Source organism: Lentzea tibetensis, assembly GCF_007845675.1.
Lineage (GTDB): Bacteria > Actinomycetota > Actinomycetes > Mycobacteriales > Pseudonocardiaceae > Lentzea > Lentzea tibetensis.
In genome coordinates this window covers 43,706-62,870 of record NZ_VOBR01000019.1, presented here as the reverse complement: position 1 = coordinate 62,870, position 19,165 = coordinate 43,706, and the positions used below count along the sequence as shown (strand labels likewise).

Genomic DNA, 19,165 nt, shown 5'->3' with positions numbered 1-19,165 from the left:
CTGTTGGCTCTTCGCCGTCGAATTAGGGTGGATGGCATGACGAACCGGCTCGCGTCCGCGACCAGCCCGTACCTGCAGCAGCACGCCGACAACCCGGTGCACTGGTGGGAGTGGTGCCCGGAGGCGTTCGACGAGGCCCGCGCGCGGAACGTGCCGGTGCTGCTGTCCGTCGGGTACGCCGCGTGTCACTGGTGTCACGTGATGGCGCACGAGTCCTTCGAGGACCCAGCTGTCGCCGCGTACCTGAACTCGAACTTCGTGTCGGTCAAGGTCGACCGCGAGGAACGCCCGGACATCGACGCCGTGTACATGGAGGTCACCCAGGCGATGACCGGTCACGGCGGCTGGCCGATGACCGTGTTCCTCACGCCGGACGCCTCGCCGTTCCACGCGGGCACCTACTACCCGCCCGCGCCTTCGCGCGGCATGCCGTCGTTCCAGCAGCTGCTGGAGGCCGTGACCGCCGCGTGGACCACCCAGCACGACGAGATCCTCACGTCGGCGTCGGCCGTGGTCTCCGAGGTCGCCAAACGCGCACTGCCGCTGCCTCCGTCCGCTGTGGACGCTGACGCCCTGTCGGGCGCCGTGGTGTCGCTGCTGGGCGAGTTCGACCGCAGGCACGGCGGTTTCGGCGGCGCACCGAAGTTCCCGCAGTCGATGGCGCTGGAGTTCCTGCTGCGCCACCACGAGCGCACCGGCTCGGTCGAGGCGTTGTCGATGGCCACCGTGACCGCGGACGCGATGGCCAACGGCGGCCTGTACGACCAGCTGGGCGGCGGCTTCGCCCGCTACAGCGTCGACGGGTCGTGGACCGTGCCGCACTTCGAGAAGATGTTGTACGACAACGGTTTGCTGCTCCGCTTCTACACGCACCTCGCCCGTGTTTCCGACAGTCCTCGATACCGCCAGGTGGCGCGGGACACGGCTGAGTTCCTGCTGCGTGATCTGCGCACTTCTTCGGGCGGCTTCGCTTCTTCTCTGGACGCCGACACCGATGGCGTCGAGGGCTCGACCTATGTGTGGACTTTCGAGCAGCTGGGTTCCTCTGCTGAGGCATTCGGCGTCACGTCGACGCCGAACTTCGAGCACGGCACGTCCACCCTGGGGTTCGTGCACGACGTGGACGCTTCCGTGCGCGCCGCGTTGCTCGACGAGCGCAACAAGCGGCCGCAGCCGGGTCGCGACGACAAGGTCGTGACGGCGTGGAACGGCATGGCCATCGCCGCTCTGGCCGAGGCGGGAGCGTTCTTCGCCGAGCCGTCGTGGATCGCGGCTGCTTCTGACGCGGCCGAGTTGTTGCTCGACGTGCACCTCGTCGAGGGCCGTCTGCTGCGGACGTCGCGCGACGGCGTGCCCGGCACGGCTGCCGGCGTGCTGGAGGACTACGGCTGCCTCGCCGACGGCCTGCTCGCGTTGCACCAGGTCACCGGCTCGATCCGCTGGCTGGACGCCGCGTGCGGCCTGCTCGACACCGCACTGGCCCACTTCGCCGTCCCGGACGCCCCCGGTGCCTTCTACGACACCGCGGACGACGCGGAGTCCCTGGTCCGCCGCCCGGCCGACTCGACCGACAACGCGTCGCCCTCGGGTGCCTCCGCCCTGGCAGGTGCGTTGCTGACCGCCTCCTTGCTGGCGGGCCCGTCCTCCTATCGGACCGCTGCCGAGCAAGCGGTGACCCGCGCCGGGTTGCTGGCCGCCCGCGCGCCGCGGTTCGCCGGCCACTGGCTGACCGTCGCGGAGGCTCTGGAGTCCGGTCCCGTGCAGGTGGCGATCGTGGGCTCGGAGTCCGATCCCCGGCGTTCTGCCCTGTGGTCCGCGGCCCTCGGTGCGCTGCCTGGCGGCGCGGTTCTGGTGGCAGGGGAGCCCGACTCGGCGCCGCTGCTGGAGTCACGTCCACTGGTCGATGAGGCACCCGCTGCGTACGTGTGCCGCGGCTACGTCTGCGACAGGCCCGTGACCAGCGCTTCTGCCCTCCTGGAGTCGCTCCGCTGAGAGCGAACACCCCTCCCTTGATTACAGGCGTAACGTCGGTAATAACGTAATCATGTAATCAGGGGAGTGGTCATGGGTCGTGGATGGCGAGGAAGAGGAGGCTGGCAGCAGGCGGACCTGCCGTCAGCGGACGACGCGGCGGCCTGGTTCGCGGGCCGCCTGCCGGACGGCTGGTTCACGGGCGCGCCGACCGTGACCGTCGACCGCGAGGAGATCCTGGTGGTGGGCACCCTGCCCGCACTGGAGGGCGAGTTCGACGACGCGGCGCGCGCGTCAGCCGAGTCCGGCCGCATCAGCAGGTGGCGCGAGCAGACCCGCGACGAACGCATCGACATCGCCCGGCAGGCCGAGCACCGCTACGGCCGCAAGGTCGCCTGGGGCGCCACGCTGGGCGGGACCACGGAGCTGTTCACGACCCTGTCCGTGCCGGTGATGACGCGGCTGCGCCAGCCGGAACGCCAGGTGCTCGACACCCTGGTGGCGGCGGGCGTCGCCCGTTCCCGTTCTGAGGCACTGGCGTGGGCGGTCCGCCTGGTCGGCGAGCACGCCGACACCTGGCTCGGCTCGTTGCGCGAGGCGATGTCCAAGGTGGACGACCTGCGGGACAAGGGCCCGGACCTGGCCTGAGCGACTGGGGGAGCTGTCCGCCGGGTAGCTCCCCCACTCAGCCATCGGCTACTTCGGGCAGCCGATGATCGGCAGGCACTTCACCGGCGTGGGCACGGATCCGACCGGGTCGTCCGCCAGCGCGGTGCCCGAGCCCGCGGAGACGGCGATCGCCACCGCGACGAGAAACTTTCCCATGGTTCGCATGGCCTCGAACGGTAGAGCGCTCCCACGTTGCCGGGGAAGGAACTCCGCCTCACCGAGAGGGCTTCGACAGCTTCAACTGGCGCCCTGGGATCGGAAATTGACGAGCCTTCGCGTCGCCGGTCGTGCCACGGTGGCCGAATGGAAGACGAGCTGGACGAGGTCGCCCGCGCCGCCGACTTCTCGGGCGTGGTCCGGGTCGACCGCGACGGGCAGGTGTTCGCCAAGGCGTACGGGCTCGCCCATCGCGGGTACGGCATCCCGAACACGGTGGACACCCGCTTCGCGATCGCCAGCGGCGTCAAGGGTTTCACCGCGCTGACCGTGGTGAGCCTGATCGAGCAGGGCCTGCTGAGCCTGTCGACGAGGGCTCGTGAGGTGCTCGGTGACGACCTCCCGCTGATCGACGACGCCGTCACCGTCGAGCACCTGCTTGCACACCGGTCCGGCATCGGCGACTTCTACGACGAGGACGTCCTCACCGACATCACCGCGTACGTGCTGCCCGTGCCCGTGCAGAACCTGCGGGACACCGAGCAGTACCTGGCGGTGCTCGACGGGTATCCGCAGCAGTTCGAGCCCGGCACCCGCTTCAAGTACTGCAACGGCGGTTTCGTCGTGCTCGCCCTGATCGCGGAACGGGTGAGCGGCGTGCCGTTCCACGACCTGGTCCTGCAACGGGTCTGCGAGCCCGCGGGCCTGGCGGACACCGACTTCCTGAGGTCCGACTCGCTCGGCGAACGCATGGCGGTCGGCTACCTGCCGGTCGACGGCGAGTGGCGCACCAACGTGTTCCACCTGCCGATCCGCGGGAGCGGGGACGGCGGGATCTACACCACGGTGGCCGACGTCAGCGCCTTGTGGCGAGCGTTCTTCGCCGGCCGGATCGTGTCGCCGGAGTGGGTGGCCGAGATGGTGCGGCCGCACAGCGACGAGACCGAGGGGCCGGGGTCGCTGCGGTACGGGCTCGGCTTCTGGCTGCACGCGTCGAGCAGCGCGGTACTGCTGGTCGGAGGCGACGCGGGGGTGTCGTTCAAGAGCGTGCACGAGCCCGAGTCGGGGACGACCCGCACGGTCATCGGGAACACGTCCGATGGCGTGTGGCCGGTCGCCCGGTTCCTCAACTCCTGAGGTTCACGGGGCTCGGAAAACAGGTTGCTCGGGTGACCTCTAGTTGACCACCATGGCCCACATGGGTCAGTGAGCAGTGCTGCACATGCGGATTGAAGACGGGTCGAGTCTCTCCCCGTCTCTCTCCGGCGTGCCATCCGAAACCCGCCCCTAGCGGGGATTCCTTCACGCGACGCGATGTGCGCTGTCACGTCGTCGCGCGGCGAAGCGCTGCCTGAAACCTGCCCTGTGAACAGTGGAATTCGGGGGATCCATGAACGACCTTCGCAGTACCCGCATGCCCGCGGACGGCACCGACATCGACCGGAAAGCGTTGTGGGTGGTGAAAGAGCTCGGTCTGCCCGCCATCGTCAAAGCGTGCGTGTCGTGCAGGTCCACGCGTCACCACCCCACCGGCAAGTTCCGGGTGAACGCGAACGGCAAGCTCCTCGACGTCTGGATGCTGATCGGCTGCGAGCAGTGCGACCGCACGTCGAAAGTCCCCGTCCACGAACGCGTCCACGTGCGGGTACTCGAGCACGAGCGGCTGCTGAGGTTCGAGAACAACGACCCGGCCATGGCGCGTCATCTGGTCATGGACGCGGCGCTGGCGCGCAAGGCCGCGTACCAGCTCGACTGGCGCGGCACCTGGAAGCTGGAAACCGACATGCCGTTCTACGAACTCGACGGCGAGGACGCGGTGCCGCTCCAGGTGTTCACCAGGTTCGAGCTCCCGGTACCTGTTCGAGTCGAGAAGCTGCTCACGGCCGGGTTCGGACTCAGCCGGTCCGTGGTGCGAGGCATGGTCGATTCCGGCCGCATCCGCCTGCCCATGGCCATCGACGCGAAGGCGCGCGAAGACTTCACCTTCGTCGCCCGAGGTGAGGAGGTTTTCGCCAGGTCAGGGGTAGAGGGCGAACCAGATGGCGATGTAATGGCAGATCGCCGCCACGACCGTCGCCGCGTGGAAGAACTCGTGGTACCCGAAGACCTGGGGCCACGGGTTCGGCCACCGGGTGGCGTAGAAGATCGCGCCGGCCGTGTACAAGGCACCGCCGACGAGCAGCAGCACGAGCGCGGCGACACCGGCGTGGTGCATCAGGTCGGGCAGCACGAAGACGGCGACCCAGCCGAGAGCGATGTAGATGGGCACCCCGAGCCACCGGGGTGAGTGCGGCCACGCGAGCTTCAGAGTCACACCGGACAACGCGCCGATCCACACGACGGCGAGCACGACGCGGCCGGTGTCCTGCGGCATGGCCAGCAGGGCGAACGGCGTGTACGTCCCGGCGATGAACACGAAGATCATCGAGTGGTCGAGGCGCTTCATCCACGTGCGCACGCGCTCGTTGGTCCACGTGACGCGGTGGTAGATCGCGCTGACGCCGAAGAGGCCGAGGACGGTCGCGACGTAGACCGAAGTGGCCAGTGCGGCGAGCGCGGACACTGTGGACGCCGCCAGTGCGATGAGGGTCGCGCCGCTGACGATGGAGACGGCGAAGGACCAGAGGTGGAGCCATCCACGCAAACGAGGCCGCGACGCGGGCTGTGGGGGAAGGGTCTCAGTGGTCACGGCTTCGAGGTTACGGCACCGTAGGTTCGCGACCGGCCTTCAGTGACCAACGTTGCACGCGCTTCAGTGACCGCCGTCGCACGGGCGTACGCTGTTCGGACGTGGCTCTTCGTTCCCGCGTCAAGACCGTCATCATCCGCTTCTACGAGTGGATCCTCCGGCGTGAGCTCAGCGGGGCCCAGCGTCCGAGGCACGTGGGCGTCGTACTCGACGGCAACCGTCGGTGGGCGCGTGAGGCCGGCTACACCGACGTCGCGCACGGGCATCGCGCCGGGGCGCGCAAGATCCTCGAGCTGCTCGAGTGGTGCGGTGACGCCGATGTCAAGGTCGTCACGCTGTGGATGCTCTCCACGGACAACCTGAACCGGGACGACGACGAGCTCAAGCCGTTGCTGGACATCATCTCCGACATCGTCGACGAGCTGGCCGAGCCCGACAAGCCGTGGCGCATCCGGCACGTCGGCGCGATCGACATGCTGCCCGCCGAGCACGCGGCGCGGCTGGCCGCGGCGTCGGCGCGCACCAAGGACCGCACCGGGATCGAGGTCAACGTCGCGGTCGCGTACGGCGGGCGGCAGGAGATCGCGGACGCAGTGCGCAAGCTGCTCCAGGCGCACGCGGAGAGCGGCGGCACCATCGAGGAACTGGCCGAGGTGCTGGACGTCGAGCACATCGCCGAGCACCTCTACACGTCCGGCCAGCCCGACCCGGACCTGATCATCCGCACGTCCGGTGAGCAGCGGCTCTCCGGGTTCATGCTGTGGCAGTCGGCGCACTCGGAGTTCTGGTTCTGCGAGGCGTACTGGCCCGGCTTCCGGCGCACGGACTTCCTGCGCGCGATGCGCGAGTACGCGGCCCGGCACCGCCGCTACGGCAACTGAGCTACCCCAGGCACGCGAAAGGGGCGCCCCCGAACAAGGGGCGCCCCTTTCACAACAGCTGGGATCAGCCCTCGACCGTGAGGTCGTCGCCGTCCTCGATGCCGCCGGCCGCGCAGGTCTCCGTGATGGACGGGGAGTTGATCGGGACCGCACCGCCGAACACGCCGACGTTGTTGCCGCACACGCCCGCGACACCGTTCAGGTTGTTGGCGTTGCCGACGACCAGCAGCGGGGCGTTCTCCCACTCGTGGCCACCGTCAGCCATCGCCGCGGGGGCGCCGACCATCAAGAAGCTCGCTGCGGCGGCCGCGACGGCGCCTGCCTTCTTCAGCACTTTAATTCTCCCTATAAGTGTTCACTGCTGAAACGAGTCCGGGGACGTCACGAATGACGTCCCCGGATTTCGAGACTGGGAACTCAGCCCTGGCTGAGGTCGTCGCCGTCCGAGATGCCGCCGGCGGCGCAGGTCTCGGTGATGGACGGCGAGTTGATCGGCACCGCACCGCCGAAGACGCCGACGTTGTTGCCGCAGGCACCGATGGTGCCGTTGAGGTTGTTGCCGTTCAGCGCGACCAGCAGCGGGCCGTTCTTCCAGTGGTGGCCACCGTGGCCGCCGTCCGCCATCGCGGCCGGGGCAGCGATCATCATCAGGCCGGCCGCGGCAGCGGCGACTGCGCCTACCTTCTTCACGTCAATCTCCTTCATGTCGGGTTTTCCCCGTCATTTCCGGAGTCTTCGGGGATCTCCGGACGGTGGGGTCCTCGGGCGCAAAAGCTAGCGTCTCGAAACTCCCCGCGCGTGCGTGCTGACACCATTGTGTGACGGCAAGATCGTCAACTATCACCCGTCAGGTGGGCTTTCTTTTCACGATTCGGTCGCCTGAAGGTGGCTGTGGTAGGAGCCGTAGGCTCTCCGGTCCATGGACGCCAACCAGGTGGTGCGCGGGTACCTGACGCTCGGGCTCCGGCTCGGCCGTCTCGAGCCCGGAATCGTCGATTCGTACACCGGCGATCCCGCACTGCGCAGGCAGGTCGACAACGAGACGCGCCCGGACCCGGACGTGCTCGCCGCCGACGCGCGGCAGCTGCGCCGCGACCTCGTCGGCGTGGAGCTGAGCGAGCCGCGCAGGCGGTTCCTCGACGCGCACCTGAAGGCGCTCGAGTGCAGTGCGCGCAAGCTCGCCGGCGAGCACATCGGGTTCGTCGAGGAGGTCGAGACGTACTTCCAGGTGCGCGTGCGGCCCGGCGACGAGGACACCTACGCGCAGGCGCACGACCGGCTGTCCGAGATCCTGCCGGGGCGCAAGCCGCTGCGGGACCGGCTCGCGAGCTTCCGCACCACCGACGAGATCCCGGCGCGCAGGCTCCAGGGCTGCGTGCACGCGCTCTCCAGCGCGCTGCGCGACCGCGTGCGAAAGCGCTACCACCTGCCGGAGGAGGAGATCGTCGAGTACCGCATCGTCACGGACAAGCCGTGGAGCGGTTTCAACTACTACCTCGGCGGCTACCGCTCCCGCGTCGCGATCAACGCGGACCTCGGGCACCGCATGTCGAACCTGCCGCACCTCGTGGCGCACGAGTCCTATCCGGGGCACCACACCGAGCACTGCCGCAAGGACGCCGACCTCGTCGCCAAGCGCGGGTTCGCCGAGCAGTCGATCTTCCTGATCAACACGCCCCAATGCCTCATGGCCGAGGGCATGGCGGACCTCGGGCTGCACGCGGTCGTCGGAGCGGGCTGGGGCCCGTGGGCGGAGGAGGTCTACGGCGACCTCGGGTTGCGAATGGACGGTGAGCTCGCCGAACGGGTCGAGCTGGCGGCGTCCGGGCTGCTCACGGTCCGCCAGGACGCCGCGCTGCTGCTACACGATCGGGGTGCGGATCCGGATGACGTGGTTGACCACCTGCGGAGATGGCTGCTAGTCCCCGAGCCGCGAGCACGCCAGATGGTGCGTTTCCTGGCCGACCCGCTGTGGCGGGCGTACACCACCACCTACGTCGAGGGAGTGCGCCTGGTCAGGGCCTGGTTGGACGTCCGCGCGCCCGGCGAGTCGCTCGACGACAGGTACCTGCGCCTCCTCGACGAGCCCCTGGTGCCGAAGATGCTCGCGGACGAGGTGGCGGAAGGCGTTTCGTGGCTCGCCCGCAACATCGCGGAAAACGAGGTCTGACCTGCGGATATACGCGTGCGGTCACGTTTCGGGTTGTTTTCGTGCAGATGACAAATCGGGATTCACCTGTGTGGCTGCCTGCAAACAGGCCACTTGCGCAGGTAACTTCGAAAGCGGCGGGACGCGACCACTGCGGACCGCGCAGGGAGGCTCTGATCGTGGCAGACAAAGTCGCGAGGGGGCCGGCACCCGGCCCTCGTGGTCGGTCCGCCTGAGGCCAGACGGCTGAAGGCGTACGACCAATCAGGGTGGTGCCTGGCCCAGCGAGGAGCGGACGCGGGTGCCGCGTTCGTGAGGGAGTTGCCGTGAACGCACGACGTCCCGCGAGCCGTTCCTCAGGCTCATCGCGCAGTACCTCCCGGCGTCGCAACACGCCAGCCATCACCACATACGTGCTGGACACGTCCGTGTTGCTGTCCGATCCTCTCGCCCCCACCCGGTTCGCGGAGCACGAAGTCGTGCTGCCGCTCGTGGTCATCAGCGAGTTGGAAGGCAAACGCCACCACCCGGAACTCGGCTGGTTCGCCAGGGAAGCTCTGCGCCTGCTCGACGACCTGCGCTTGCGGCATGGTCGCCTCGATTCACCGGTCCCCATCGGGGAACTGGGAGGCACCTTGCACGTCGAGCTCAACCACTCCGATCAGGAGGTGTTGCCATCAGGTTTCCGAACGGACTCCAACGACGCCCGAATCCTCGCGTGTGCCCTCAACCTCGCTGGTGAAGGCCGCTCGGTCACCCTGGTGACCAAGGACATGCCGCTGCGGGTCAAGGCCGGATCGGTCGGCCTGGCAGCGGACGAGTACCGGGCGCACGACGTGACCCTGTCCGGCTGGACGGGGATGTCCGATCTGGACGTCGACCAGACACTGGTCGACGCACTGTTCAAGGACAGCGTCATCGATCCTGCCCTGTACGACCTGGCGCACGTCGCCGAAATGCCGTGCCACACGGGGCTCCGGCTCCTGGCAGGCACCTCCAGTGCTCTGGGCAGGGTCACCGCGGACAAGCAGATCAAGCTGGTGCGCGGCGATCGGGAGGCGTTCGGACTGCACGGAAGGTCAGCTGAGCAGCGGATCGCGTTGGATCTGCTGCTCGACTCGGATGTCGGCATCGTCTCGCTGGGCGGACGTGCGGGCACCGGAAAGTCGGCACTGGCGCTGTGCGCCGGTCTCGAAGCGGTGATGGAACGCAGGCAGCACAGGAAGGTCGTCGTCTTCCGCCCGCTGTACGCCGTCGGCGGACAGGAGCTCGGCTACCTGCCGGGCTCGGAGAGCGAGAAGATGGGCCCGTGGGCGCAGGCGGTGTTCGACACCCTCGGCGCACTCGTCAGCCAGGAAGTGGTCGAGGAGGTGCTGGACCGCGGGATGCTCGAGGTCCTGCCGCTCACCCACATCCGCGGCCGTTCGCTGCACGACTCGTTCGTGATCGTGGACGAGGCGCAGTCGTTGGAGCGCAACGTGCTGCTGACCGTGTTGTCCAGGCTGGGCAGCAACTCCCGCGTCGTGCTCACGCACGACGTCGCCCAGCGGGACAACCTGCGCGTCGGCAGGCACGACGGCGTGGCGGCGGTGATCGAGAAGCTGAAGGGTCACCCGCTGTTCGCGCACGTCACGCTCTCGCGTTCGGAGCGTTCGCCGATCGCGGCGCTCGTCACCGAGATGCTGGAGGACTACGCGTCCTGAGTGGATAGATGGGAACGGCCCCGCACCGGTTGGTGCGGGGCCGTTCTCCGTTCTAGTCGAGCGCGCGTTTCATGAACCCGCGCATGCCGAGCAGTCCGAAGCCGACCGTCGCGACGGTCAGCACGGTCAGGCAGATGACGAACGGGATGTGCGGCACACCCGGCGCCAGCTCGGCGCGCATGCCCTCGCTGACGTAGGTCAGCGGGTTGAGCGCGCAGATGATCTGGAACCAGCGCAGGTTGTCCAGCTCCGTCCACGGGAACTGCGCGGAACCCGTGAACAGCAACGGGGTCAGGATGACCGCGAACATCACGTTGATCCGGCGCGGCGACACGGCCGTGCCGATCACCATGCCCACCGACGCACCCGCCAGCGTGCCCAGCACGATGATCAGCAGTGCGCCGGGGATGCCCGCCAGCGGCCAGCTGACGTCCAGCATGATGAAGCCGACCGGCACCATCAGCAACGCCGACAGCAGGCCGCGGATCGCGCCGAACACGATCTTCTCGACCGCGACGGCCGGGATCGGGATGGGCGCCAGCAGCCGGTCCTCGATCTCCCGCGTCCACGAGAAGTCGAGCACGAGCGGCAGCGTGGTGTTCTGCAGTGCGCCGAGGAACCCGTTCATCGCGATGATGCCGGGCAGCAGCACCTGTGCGAAGTCGCCCTGCACGTAACCGATGTCGCCCAGCACCTTGGCGAAGATGAACAGGATGAAGAACGGCTGGATGATCACCTGCGCGAGGAAGCTCGGCAGCTCGCGACCGGTGACGAACGTGTCGCGCCACAGGATCGCGTTGAACGTCCGGAACGAGTTGGTCTTCGTCTGGGGAGTCATCTGGGGAGTCATCGCAGCTCCCTTCCGGTCAGGTGGATGAAGACGTCCTCGAGGCTCGGCTTGCCGATCGACAGGTCGCTGACCGGCACGTCGAGCTTCTGGAGCGTGCCCAGCACGGCGGGCAGCGTGATCGACGTGTCGACGTCGGTGTAGACGCGGAACATGTCGCCGACCTCCTCCACGCGCTGCACACCGTCCACTTCGGACAACGCCTTCGTGACCGGCTCCGAGCCGGAGCCGTTCAGGCTGACCGTGACGCTCACGGTCGTGCTGCCGGGCAGGCTCCTGGTGAGCTCCTCCGGCGTGTCGAGCGTGAGCAGCTTGCCGTGGTCGACGATGCCGACCCGGTCGCACAGCTTCGCGGCCTCGTCCATGTCGTGCGTGGTGAGCACGACGGTGACGCCTTCCTCGTGCAGCGCCTGGACCCGTTCGTGCACGAACAACCGCGCCTGCGGGTCGAGGCCCGTGCTCGGTTCGTCGAGGAACAGCACCTTCGGCTTGTGCATCAGCGCGCGAGCGATCATCAACCGCTGTGCCTGACCGCCGGACAGCGTGTCCACCAACGCCTTCTTGTGGTCGGCGAGCCCCATCCGTTCGAGGATCTCGTCGGCCAGCGCGTTGCGCTCCGCACGCCCCACACCGTGATAAGCCGCGTGGAACAACAGGTTCTGTCGCGCGTTCAGCGAGCGGTCCAGGTTGTTGCGCTGCGGCACGACGGCCAGCAACTGCCTGGCGCGCTGCGAGTCCGTGACGACGTCAACGCCCTCGACCGTCGCCTTGCCGCTCGTCGGACGCACCCGCGTGGTCAGCACGCCGACCGTCGTCGTCTTGCCCGCGCCGTTCGGGCCGAGCAGCCCGAACACCTCGCCCCTGCGGACGCTGAAACTCAGCCCGTCCACGGCGGGTTTCTGGCCAGGTTTGTAGACCTTGACCAGGTTGTCGACCAGTACAGCTTCTTCGTCCACCCTCACCATCCCCCTGGCAGCGGCCGTCCTTCAGCGAATCCGGCGGCCGACTGGACACCCAGCACCGCACGTTCGTGGAACTCTTCGAGGTTCACCGCACCCGCGTAGGTGCACGCCGATCGCACACCGGACGTAATCGCGTCGAGCAGATCCTCCACGCTCGGGCGCACCGGGTCCAGCGACATTCTGCTGGACGAAATTCCTTCTTCGAACAGTCCCTTTTTGGCCCTGTCGAACGAATTGTCCGTGCGCGTCCTCGCCGTCACAGCGCGTTTGGACGCCATGCCGAACGACTCCTTGTAGAGGTTTCCGCGCTCGTCGCGCTGGAGGTCGCCCGGCGACTCGTAGGTGCCGGCGAACCAGCTGCCGACCATCACGCTGCTCGCGCCGGCGGCGAGTGCGAGCGCGACGTCGCGCGGGTGCCGCACGCCGCCGTCCGCCCACACGTGCTTGCCGAGCTGCCGAGCCTGCCGCGCGCACTCGGCGACCGCCGAGAACTGCGGCCTGCCGACACCGGTCATCATCCGCGTCGTGCACATGGCGCCGGGCCCGACACCGACCTTGATCACGTCCGCGCCCGCGTCGACCAGGTCGCGGACGCCCTCGGCCGTCACGACGTTGCCCGCGACGACCGGGACGCGCGGACCGGCGTCCCTGACGGCCTTCAGCGCGGAGATCATCTTCTCCTGGTGGCCGTGCGCGGTGTCCACGACCAGCACGTCCACGCCCGCCGCGAGCAGCTCGGACGTCTTGCCGCCCACGTCGCCGTTGACGCCGACCGCGGCCGCGACCCTGAGGCGGGCGTCCGCGTCGGTGGCCGGCGCGTAGATGTCGGCCCTGAGCGCCCCGATCGCGGTGAGGACACCCGCGAGCCGCCCCTCGTCGTCAACGCCGAGCGCGATCCGCTGGGTGCTGCCCTGGAGCCGGTCGAACACCTCGCGCGGCGGGGTGCTGAGTGGAAGCGTGAGGACGTGCGTGTCCTCGACGTCCGCGATGCGCGTGAACCGGTCGACACCCGTGCACGCGGCCTCGTCGACGACGCCCGTCGGCCTGCCCGCGTCGTCCACGACGACGACCGCGCCGTGCGCCCGCTTGTGCAGCAGGTTCCACGCGTCGGCCACGGCGTCGGACGCGTGCAGCGTCAGCGGGGTGTCCCAGACGGTGTGCCGGGCCTTGACCCAGCTGACGATCTCCGCGACCGCTTCGGGTGCGACGTCCTGCGGAAGCACGACCAGTCCGCCACGCCTGGCGACGGTCTCTGCCATGCGCCGCCCGGCGACCGCGGTCATGTTCGCGACGACGATCGGAATGGTCGCGCCCGTGCCGTCGGACGTGGCGAGGTCGACGTCGAACCGGGACTCCACAGCGCTGCGGCCGGGGACGAGGAACACGTCGTCGTAGGTCAGGTCGTTGGTGGGGCGATGCCCTTCGATGAACCGCACGAGTACCCGACACTACGCCTGTTGACAGCGTTGTCGCAGTTCGGGCACGTCAGATGGCTAGGGATTCCTTTGCCGAACGTCAATCAAACTGGTTTCAGGCAACCGTCGCCGCGGGCCTCCGTCACCCCTGGAGGCACCACATGTCTCGATCCACTTTGGCCGCGTTGGTGTGCACGACGCTGATGCTGTCCACCGCTACCACGGTCGCCGCAGCCGACTTCCGCGCCGAGGTCGTCGCGCTCACCAACGCCGAGCGCGCCAAAGCCGGCTGCGGCCCGCTGACGCGCCATTCCGCTTTGGACTCCGCCGCGCAGGGCCACGCCGTCGACATGGGTGTCCACGACTACTTCAGCCACACCGGTCGCGACGGCAGCAGCCCGTGGGACCGCACCGCGCGCGCCGGCTACCCGTCCCGGTCGGGGCAGGGCGAGAACATCGCCGCGGGACAGGCCGACCCGGCGACCGTCGTGCGCGGGTGGATGAGCTCGACCGGGCACCGGAAGAACATGCTGAACTGCAGGTTCAAGTCGATCGGCGTCGGCTACGCGACCTCGTCGACCGCGCGGTATCGCCATCTGTGGGTGCAGAACTTCGGTACGGTCTGACTCGTCCGACCGTTCGATGGGGGTTCTTCGGTGCGGCCTGTTCTCCTCGCGCTGCTCGTCGCAGTGCTCGTCGGTTGCGGCACGCCCGCCGCGGCCCCGGCGCCGTCCTCGGCTCCGACCTCGACATCCCGGTGGAAGGGCACGAGCGTCAAGGAGCCACCGCCGGTCACCGAGCCCGCGCTCAAGGTCAGTGCCTACGCGAAGAACCCCTGCGAGATCATCAGGCAGCCCTGGCTGGAGGACCACGATCTCTCCATCACCGGCACCGCCACGGTCGAGAACGGCGTGGTTCGGTGCTGGTGGGGGCCGACGGACCGGGAACGCGGCACCGTCATCGAGGTCATGCTCCTGCACAACCGCAGTGGCCTCTACCCGCACTACCAACGTCCCGCGGACGGCTTCAAGTACTTCCGGCCGGGGACGATCTCCGGTTATCCCTCGCTCGAGGCCACCGAGAAGAACGACGACGACAACGTCTGCGCGACGCACGTCGCCACCGCCGACTTCGAGGGCGTCACCGTGTTCGCGACCGTGCTCGACCCGAAACCGGACGAGTACTCCAACCCCTGCACGGCGTCCAACGAGGCCGCCGCGGCCGTCATCGAGCGCCTGAAGATGCCGCGATGACCGTCCGGGTCCGCGGATACGCCCTTCCGCACGGCGAGTACGTGGACCTGTACGCCGACGGCGACCGGTGGACCACCGACCCCGTGCGGGGTGCCGAGCTCGCTTCGGGTTGGCTGCTGCCGGGACTGGTCGACGCGCACACGCACCCCGGTGCCGAGAAGCCCGGCGACCCGCTCGACGAGCAGCTCCTCCGCTCGCATCTGAACCAGCACGTCGACGCGGGTGTGACCGCCGTCCGCTCACCCGGCCTCGCCGGTGAGCCGCCCGACTGGTTCGGCACCGATCCGGACCTGCCTCGGGCCTGGCACGCGGGCCCGTGGCTGGCCCAGCACGGCCAGTTCTTCGACGGCTGGGGCCGTCGCGCCGACCACGCCGCACTCCCGGCGATCGCTGCCGCGCAGGCCGCGCGCACCGGGTGGGCGAAGATCATCGCCGACTGGAGCGTCGGCGACGATCCCGTACCCGTCGAGGTGCTCACCGCCGTGGTCGACGCCGTGCACGCCGTTGGCGGCCGGGTCGCCGTCCACACCCAGCACGCGCTGGGCGGCGTCGCCGCCGTGACCGCCGGAGTGGACTCCGTCGAGCACGGCATGTGCCTCGACCCCGGCCTGCTGACGCGCATGGCGGAGCAGGGCACGGCGCTCACGCCGACCCTGTCCGCGTTCCAGTCGATGCTGCCGACCGTCCACTCGCGACCCGACAGCCCGGTCAAGGAGTGGCTCCTCGGCGGTGCCTCGGTGCACGGCGACCTGGTGGCCGCCGCGTCCGAGGCCGGCGTCCGCGTGCTCGCGGGGACGGACTCCGTTCCGCACGGCCGCGTCCTCGACGAGGTGCGCGCGCTGGCCGGCGCGGGTATGCGTCCCCACGACGCCATCGGTGCCGCCTCGTGGGAGGCCCGCGCCTACCTCGGCCTGGGCGGCCTCGAGCTCGGCGCTCCCGCGGACGCCGTGGTGTACCGCGAAGATCCGCGCCTGGACCTCGACCAGCTCGCGCACCCCGTCGCCGTGATCCTGCGCGGCAGAAGGGTTCGCTGACCGCTGGTGAGGTTCAGTCACAGCCTCCACTTCTGGTTGTTACCGCCCCAGTAGGGCCACTGGATCAGCTGAGCACCGTTGTCCGCGGACGCGCCGAACACGTCGAGGCACATGCCGCTGTGCTTCGCCACGAACTTCACGTAGCCGTCGCCGACTCCTTCGGGCTTCCACTTCTGGTTGTCGCCACCCCAGTACGGCCACTGGATGATGCGCGCGCCCTGTGCGGTCGAGATTCCCTCGACGTCCAGGCACATCCCGCTGTGCTCGACCATGATCCGGTAGTAGCCGCCACCGACCGGGTCGAGCCGCAGCCGCTGGTTGCCGCCGCCCCAGTACTGCCACTGGATCACCGGCGCACCCGCGGCCAGCGAGATCCCCGAGACGTCGACGACCTTGCCGCTGTGCCGCGCCGTGATCGGTGCGGGGCCGACGCGCCAGCGCTGGTTGTCGCCGCCCCACCAGTCCCACTGCACGACCTTGGCGCCCGAGTTCTGCGAGATGCCGGAGACGTCGAGCACCCGGTTGCTGTGCTTCGCCACGATCCGGTAGTAGCCGTGGCCGACGGGATCGAGCCGGAACCGCTGGTTGTTACCGCCCCACCAGTCCCACTGGTGCACTTGCGCGCCGTTGGCCGTGGACTGCCCCTCGATGTCCACGACCTTGTTGCTGTGCTGGGCGATGAGCCGGTAGTGACCCGTCTCCATCCACTCGATCTTGAATATCTGGTTGTTGCCTCCCCAGTAGTCCCACTGGTGCAGGTCCGCGCCGTTGGCCGTCGAGACGCCCTCGACGTCCAGGCACTTCCCGCTGTGCTTGACGAAGATCGGCCCCGTCGGCGGGTACAGCTTCCGGATGCCTTCGATGTCGTCGTTGGTCAGCGCCCGGATCGTCGTGTTGGCCGAGACCGACGAGGCCATCACCGCGCCGCTGACACTCGAGTGCTGCAGCCCGAGGATGTGCCCGATCTCGTGCAACGCCACCGTTTCGACGTCGTAGGAGCTGGCCACCGCACCGATGACCCAGGCGTGCTCCTGGTCGTCGAAGTGCAGCGGCCGCGGCAACGCGTTGCCGAAGAAGCCGCAGCCCGGCGGGTAGTCGGCGTGCGCCAGCACGCCACCGGTCATGTTGGCGTCGCCGCAAGCCGCGTTGCCCCAGCGGATCAGGACGTCCGGGCTCTGGTTCGTGGCCACCTCCCGGAACGCGACCGGCGCCGCCGCCGACCACGTGATGAAGGCGTTGCGGACCGCCTGCCGCTCGGCGTCACCGGCGATGTCGTTCGTGCCCGCGTCGAACGCGTAGGTGAACGCGGTCCTGTTCCACGCGCAGGTCGTCGAGAACGTCGGCCCCACGAGCTGCGGGTCCGGCAGCAGACATCGCGAGCGGGTCATCATCTCCCGCGTGGCCTCGTCGAAGATTCCGGTCGCCGGGAGCCCGTGGAAGGCCTGGTAGCTCGCGAGCGCGCTGGAGGTGTCGAGGTCCAGCGTTCCGGCGACCGCTGCTTCCTCTGACTGCGGGTTCTCGGTCAGGTACCCGAAGCGGCGCAGGTAGTCCTGCACCAGTTCGAAGCTCTCCGGCGCCTCACCCAGCTTGGTCTCCGCGACCTTGACGATGTCCTCGAATGGTTGCGGCGGTCTTTTCGGTTGTGACATGGCTTCCCACTTCCGGTTCGACGTCAGGGGACGGCGCATGCGCACGTCGTCGTCCTGTAGTCGTAGAAGAGGTTGCCATCACCGCGTGTGATACAGATCACTCACGAATGGTATGGCCGGGTAGGAGCCCGCGCACCTCCTCGATGGTCGTCGCCTCGGAGGCGTCCTTGTCCGGCCGGTACCGGACCACCCGCGCGAACCGGAGCGCGACGCCACCCGGATAGCGCGTGCTGACCTGCACGCCGTCGAGCTCGATCTCGATGACCAGCTCGGGGCGCACGTGCACCACCCAGTCGTCAGTCGAGGTGGCGATGGCCTGCAGTTCGCGGGTCTGCCAGGTCAGCAGCTCGTCGGTGAGGCCCTTGAAGGTCTTGCCGACCATGACCGGCGGCCCGCCGTCCGGGTCGCGGGCCCCCAGGTGCAGGTTCGAGAGCCAGCCCCTGCGGCGGCCGCTGCCCCGTTCGACGCCGATGACGACCAGGTCGAGCGTGTGGACCGGTTTGACCTTCTGCCACGCCTTGCCGCGTCGCCCGGCCGCGTAGAGCGAGTCGAGCGCCTTGACCATGACGCCCTCGTGGCCCGACGACATCGCGGCGGCCACGACCGCCTCGGCCTCAGCGGGCGACGGGTCGAGCGCGCCTGGGATGACGTGCTCACCGGCCACCCGCCGCAGCGCCGCGAGCCGGTCGCGCAGGGGCACGTCCAGCAGGTCGACGCCGTCGAGGTGCAGGCAGTCGAAGAAGAACGGTTTCAGCAGCAGTTCGCGGGCGTCCTGCGCTCCGAACCTGCTCATCGTCTCCTGGAACGGACGGGGTCTCCCTTCGTCGGTGAGCGCCAGCGTCTCGCCGTCCAGGACCACGGACTGGCAGGGCAGTCCGCGGACCAGGTCGACCAGCTCCGGCACGGTCTTCGTGATCTCGCGCAGCGTGCGGGTGAACACGCGCACGACGTCGCCCGATCTGTGCACCTGGATGCGGGCTCCGTCGAGCTTGTGCTCGACCACGCAGCTGCCGAGCTCGGCGAGCGCGTCCGGCAGCGATTCGGCGGGGGAGGCGAGCATCGGGCGGACCGGTCGCCCGACCTCCAGCTGGAACGCCTCCAACGCCGACGCGCCGCCGGCCAGCGCCGCCACGGCCGTCTGAGGTAGACGGCCGGACAGCATGAACGCCCTGCGCACGGTCTCACCGGGTACCTCGGTGGCCGCCGCGATGGCGTCCAGCATGACTCCCTCCAACGCGCCCTGTCGCAGTTCGCCGGTCAGGAGCCTGCGCAGGAAGTCCTGTTCGGCCTCGGTGGCCCGGCTGAACAGGTCGACCAGTAGATCGGTCCTCCGCTGCGCCGACCCCTTGCCGCTCGTGGCTGCCACCGCCGCCAGAGCGGCGTCGACCTCTGCGACCGTGAGCGCCGATCTGCCGACGGGACCGACAGACAGCTCGAACACCGTGCGCCAGCCGGCGCCGATGCGGCCCTGTTTCGGCACGCCGATCAGAAAGGACACCACGGCTTCGACAACCTCGGGGGTTGCCGAGCGCAGCAACGCGGACAACGCCTTGACCTTGGCCAGGCGGGACCGCGTCGCGGCGACCGCGACAGATGTGGCTACGACCTCGGAGAGGAGCACGGATCCATGGTGCACCCGACCCCTGACAATTTTCGGTCCGAGCGGGATTGTCGGTGCCATCTGCCATGCTCTCGACCGGAGCCGGACCTCGGGCGTTACGCCGTGAGATGAAGCAGACAAACCCGGTTCCACTGTGGACATGAGCAGGCAGAATGTCGCCTACCGA

18 protein-coding genes and 1 pseudogene are annotated in these 19,165 nt (G+C 68.9%); 10 read left to right on the top strand and 9 right to left on the bottom strand.

Annotated elements, in window-relative coordinates:
- The first annotated feature begins 36 nt into the window (after window positions 1–36).
- Window positions 37–1,992: a thioredoxin domain-containing protein gene (locus tag FKR81_RS27245; protein WP_146355879.1), complete on the top strand. Its 1,956-nt coding sequence runs from the start codon at window positions 37–39 to the stop codon at window positions 1,990–1,992.
- Window positions 1,993–2,064: 72 nt separating this feature from the next.
- Window positions 2,065–2,619 carry a hypothetical protein gene (locus FKR81_RS27240; protein ID WP_146355877.1) on the top strand — a complete coding sequence of 185 codons (555 nt, stop codon included), beginning with the start codon at window positions 2,065–2,067 and terminating at the stop codon, window positions 2,617–2,619.
- A 48-nt stretch (window positions 2,620–2,667) separates the two neighbouring features.
- Here FKR81_RS27240 and FKR81_RS43760 read toward each other — a convergent pair whose 3' ends face one another.
- Window positions 2,668–2,805: a hypothetical protein gene (locus FKR81_RS43760; protein ID WP_186763203.1), complete on the bottom strand. Its 138-nt coding sequence runs from the start codon at window positions 2,803–2,805 to the stop codon at window positions 2,668–2,670.
- 138 nt (window positions 2,806–2,943) lie between these two features.
- Here FKR81_RS43760 and FKR81_RS27235 point away from each other — a divergent pair, with 138 nt between their 5' ends.
- Both FKR81_RS27235 and FKR81_RS45690 read left to right on the top strand, forming a co-directional pair.
- Window positions 2,944–3,933: a serine hydrolase domain-containing protein gene (locus FKR81_RS27235; RefSeq protein WP_146355875.1), complete on the top strand. Its 990-nt coding sequence runs from the start codon at window positions 2,944–2,946 to the stop codon at window positions 3,931–3,933.
- A 253-nt stretch (window positions 3,934–4,186) separates the two neighbouring features.
- Window positions 4,187–4,732 (top strand): annotated as a pseudogene (locus tag FKR81_RS45690) (DUF1062 domain-containing protein); the annotation flags it as partial.
- A gap of 81 nt (window positions 4,733–4,813) precedes the next feature.
- On the opposite strand, the gene trhA reads toward FKR81_RS45690, so the two are convergent.
- Window positions 4,814–5,485, bottom strand: a complete 672-nt coding sequence (gene trhA, locus FKR81_RS27225) for a PAQR family membrane homeostasis protein TrhA (protein WP_146355873.1) — start codon at window positions 5,483–5,485, stop codon at window positions 4,814–4,816.
- Between the two features lie 101 nt (window positions 5,486–5,586).
- On the opposite strand from trhA, the gene FKR81_RS27220 reads away from it, so the two are divergent.
- Entirely contained in the window at window positions 5,587–6,366 is a 780-nt protein-coding gene (locus FKR81_RS27220; protein ID WP_146355871.1) for an isoprenyl transferase, read from the top strand.
- Between the two features lie 64 nt (window positions 6,367–6,430).
- On the opposite strand, the gene FKR81_RS27215 is transcribed toward FKR81_RS27220, so the two are convergent.
- Window positions 6,431–6,700 carry a hypothetical protein gene (locus tag FKR81_RS27215; protein ID WP_186763202.1) on the bottom strand — a complete coding sequence of 90 codons (270 nt, stop codon included), beginning with the start codon at window positions 6,698–6,700 and terminating at the stop codon, window positions 6,431–6,433.
- Window positions 6,701–6,783: 83 nt separating this feature from the next.
- The gene (locus tag FKR81_RS27210) at window positions 6,784–7,056 is read right to left on the bottom strand and encodes a hypothetical protein (RefSeq protein ID WP_235921793.1); all 273 of its coding nucleotides are present in this window, start codon (window positions 7,054–7,056) and stop codon (window positions 6,784–6,786) included.
- A gap of 229 nt (window positions 7,057–7,285) precedes the next feature.
- Here FKR81_RS27210 and FKR81_RS27205 point away from each other — a divergent pair, with 229 nt between their 5' ends.
- Both FKR81_RS27205 and FKR81_RS27200 read left to right on the top strand, forming a co-directional pair.
- On the top strand, window positions 7,286–8,536 hold the full coding sequence (locus FKR81_RS27205; RefSeq protein ID WP_146355867.1) for a DUF885 domain-containing protein: 1,251 nt from the start codon (window positions 7,286–7,288) through the stop codon (window positions 8,534–8,536).
- A 392-nt stretch (window positions 8,537–8,928) separates the two neighbouring features.
- Window positions 8,929–10,218 (top strand): PhoH family protein, encoded by a 1,290-nt coding sequence (locus tag FKR81_RS27200; RefSeq protein ID WP_146355865.1) that lies wholly within the window; start codon window positions 8,929–8,931, stop codon window positions 10,216–10,218.
- Between the two features lie 52 nt (window positions 10,219–10,270).
- Here the strand turns inward: FKR81_RS27200 and FKR81_RS27195 are convergent, their stop codons facing one another.
- The 3 genes from FKR81_RS27195 to FKR81_RS27185 are packed head-to-tail and all read right to left on the bottom strand — an operon-like array spanning window position 10,271 to window position 13,463.
- Window positions 10,271–11,068: an ABC transporter permease gene (locus tag FKR81_RS27195; RefSeq protein WP_235921792.1), complete on the bottom strand. Its 798-nt coding sequence runs from the start codon at window positions 11,066–11,068 to the stop codon at window positions 10,271–10,273.
- On the bottom strand, window positions 11,065–12,030 hold the full coding sequence (locus tag FKR81_RS27190; protein WP_146355857.1) for an ABC transporter ATP-binding protein: 966 nt from the start codon (window positions 12,028–12,030) through the stop codon (window positions 11,065–11,067). The genes FKR81_RS27195 and FKR81_RS27190 overlap by 4 nt, the downstream gene beginning before the upstream one ends.
- Window positions 12,024–13,463 (bottom strand): GuaB1 family IMP dehydrogenase-related protein, encoded by a 1,440-nt coding sequence (locus FKR81_RS27185; protein ID WP_146355855.1) that lies wholly within the window; start codon window positions 13,461–13,463, stop codon window positions 12,024–12,026. The genes FKR81_RS27190 and FKR81_RS27185 overlap by 7 nt, the downstream gene beginning before the upstream one ends.
- A gap of 140 nt (window positions 13,464–13,603) precedes the next feature.
- On the opposite strand from FKR81_RS27185, the gene FKR81_RS27180 reads away from it, so the two are divergent.
- The 3 genes from FKR81_RS27180 to FKR81_RS27170 are packed head-to-tail and all read left to right on the top strand — an operon-like array spanning window position 13,604 to window position 15,729.
- Window positions 13,604–14,068, top strand: coding sequence for a CAP domain-containing protein (locus FKR81_RS27180; protein ID WP_222598418.1), 465 nt, complete (start codon window positions 13,604–13,606; stop codon window positions 14,066–14,068).
- Between the two features lie 30 nt (window positions 14,069–14,098).
- Entirely contained in the window at window positions 14,099–14,695 is a 597-nt protein-coding gene (locus tag FKR81_RS27175; RefSeq protein WP_146355851.1) for a DUF3558 family protein, read from the top strand.
- Window positions 14,692–15,729: an amidohydrolase family protein gene (locus FKR81_RS27170; protein WP_146355849.1), complete on the top strand. Its 1,038-nt coding sequence runs from the start codon at window positions 14,692–14,694 to the stop codon at window positions 15,727–15,729. Before FKR81_RS27175 ends, FKR81_RS27170 begins: the two co-directional genes overlap by 4 nt.
- A gap of 17 nt (window positions 15,730–15,746) precedes the next feature.
- Here the strand turns inward: FKR81_RS27170 and FKR81_RS27165 are convergent, their stop codons facing one another.
- Window positions 15,747–17,378, bottom strand: a complete 1,632-nt coding sequence (locus FKR81_RS27165) for an RICIN domain-containing protein (RefSeq protein WP_186763201.1) — start codon at window positions 17,376–17,378, stop codon at window positions 15,747–15,749.
- Between the two features lie 97 nt (window positions 17,379–17,475).
- Complete coding sequence (locus tag FKR81_RS27160; protein WP_146355845.1) at window positions 17,476–18,999, bottom strand: ATP-dependent DNA ligase; 1,524 nt, start codon at window positions 18,997–18,999, stop codon at window positions 17,476–17,478.
- Window positions 19,000–19,165: the final 166 nt, after the last annotated feature.

Excerpts from the sequence above, each read along its gene's own strand:
- FKR81_RS27245 (WP_146355879.1), top strand. The coding sequence starts at position 37 with ATGACGAACCGGCTCGCGTCCGCGACCAGCCCGTACCTGCAGCAGCAC.
- FKR81_RS27240 (WP_146355877.1), top strand. The coding sequence starts at position 2,065 with ATGGGTCGTGGATGGCGAGGAAGAGGAGGCTGGCAGCAGGCGGACCTG.
- FKR81_RS43760 (WP_186763203.1), bottom strand. The coding sequence starts at position 2,805 with ATGCGAACCATGGGAAAGTTTCTCGTCGCGGTGGCGATCGCCGTCTCC.
- FKR81_RS27235 (WP_146355875.1), top strand. The coding sequence starts at position 2,944 with ATGGAAGACGAGCTGGACGAGGTCGCCCGCGCCGCCGACTTCTCGGGC.
- FKR81_RS27205 (WP_146355867.1), top strand. The coding sequence starts at position 7,286 with ATGGACGCCAACCAGGTGGTGCGCGGGTACCTGACGCTCGGGCTCCGG.
- FKR81_RS27195 (WP_235921792.1), bottom strand. The coding sequence starts at position 11,068 with ATGACTCCCCAGATGACTCCCCAGACGAAGACCAACTCGTTCCGGACG.
- FKR81_RS27190 (WP_146355857.1), bottom strand. The coding sequence starts at position 12,030 with ATGGTGAGGGTGGACGAAGAAGCTGTACTGGTCGACAACCTGGTCAAG.
- FKR81_RS27180 (WP_222598418.1), top strand. The coding sequence starts at position 13,604 with ATGTCTCGATCCACTTTGGCCGCGTTGGTGTGCACGACGCTGATGCTG.
- FKR81_RS27170 (WP_146355849.1), top strand. The coding sequence starts at position 14,692 with ATGACCGTCCGGGTCCGCGGATACGCCCTTCCGCACGGCGAGTACGTG.
- FKR81_RS27165 (WP_186763201.1), bottom strand. The coding sequence starts at position 17,378 with ATGTCACAACCGAAAAGACCGCCGCAACCATTCGAGGACATCGTCAAG.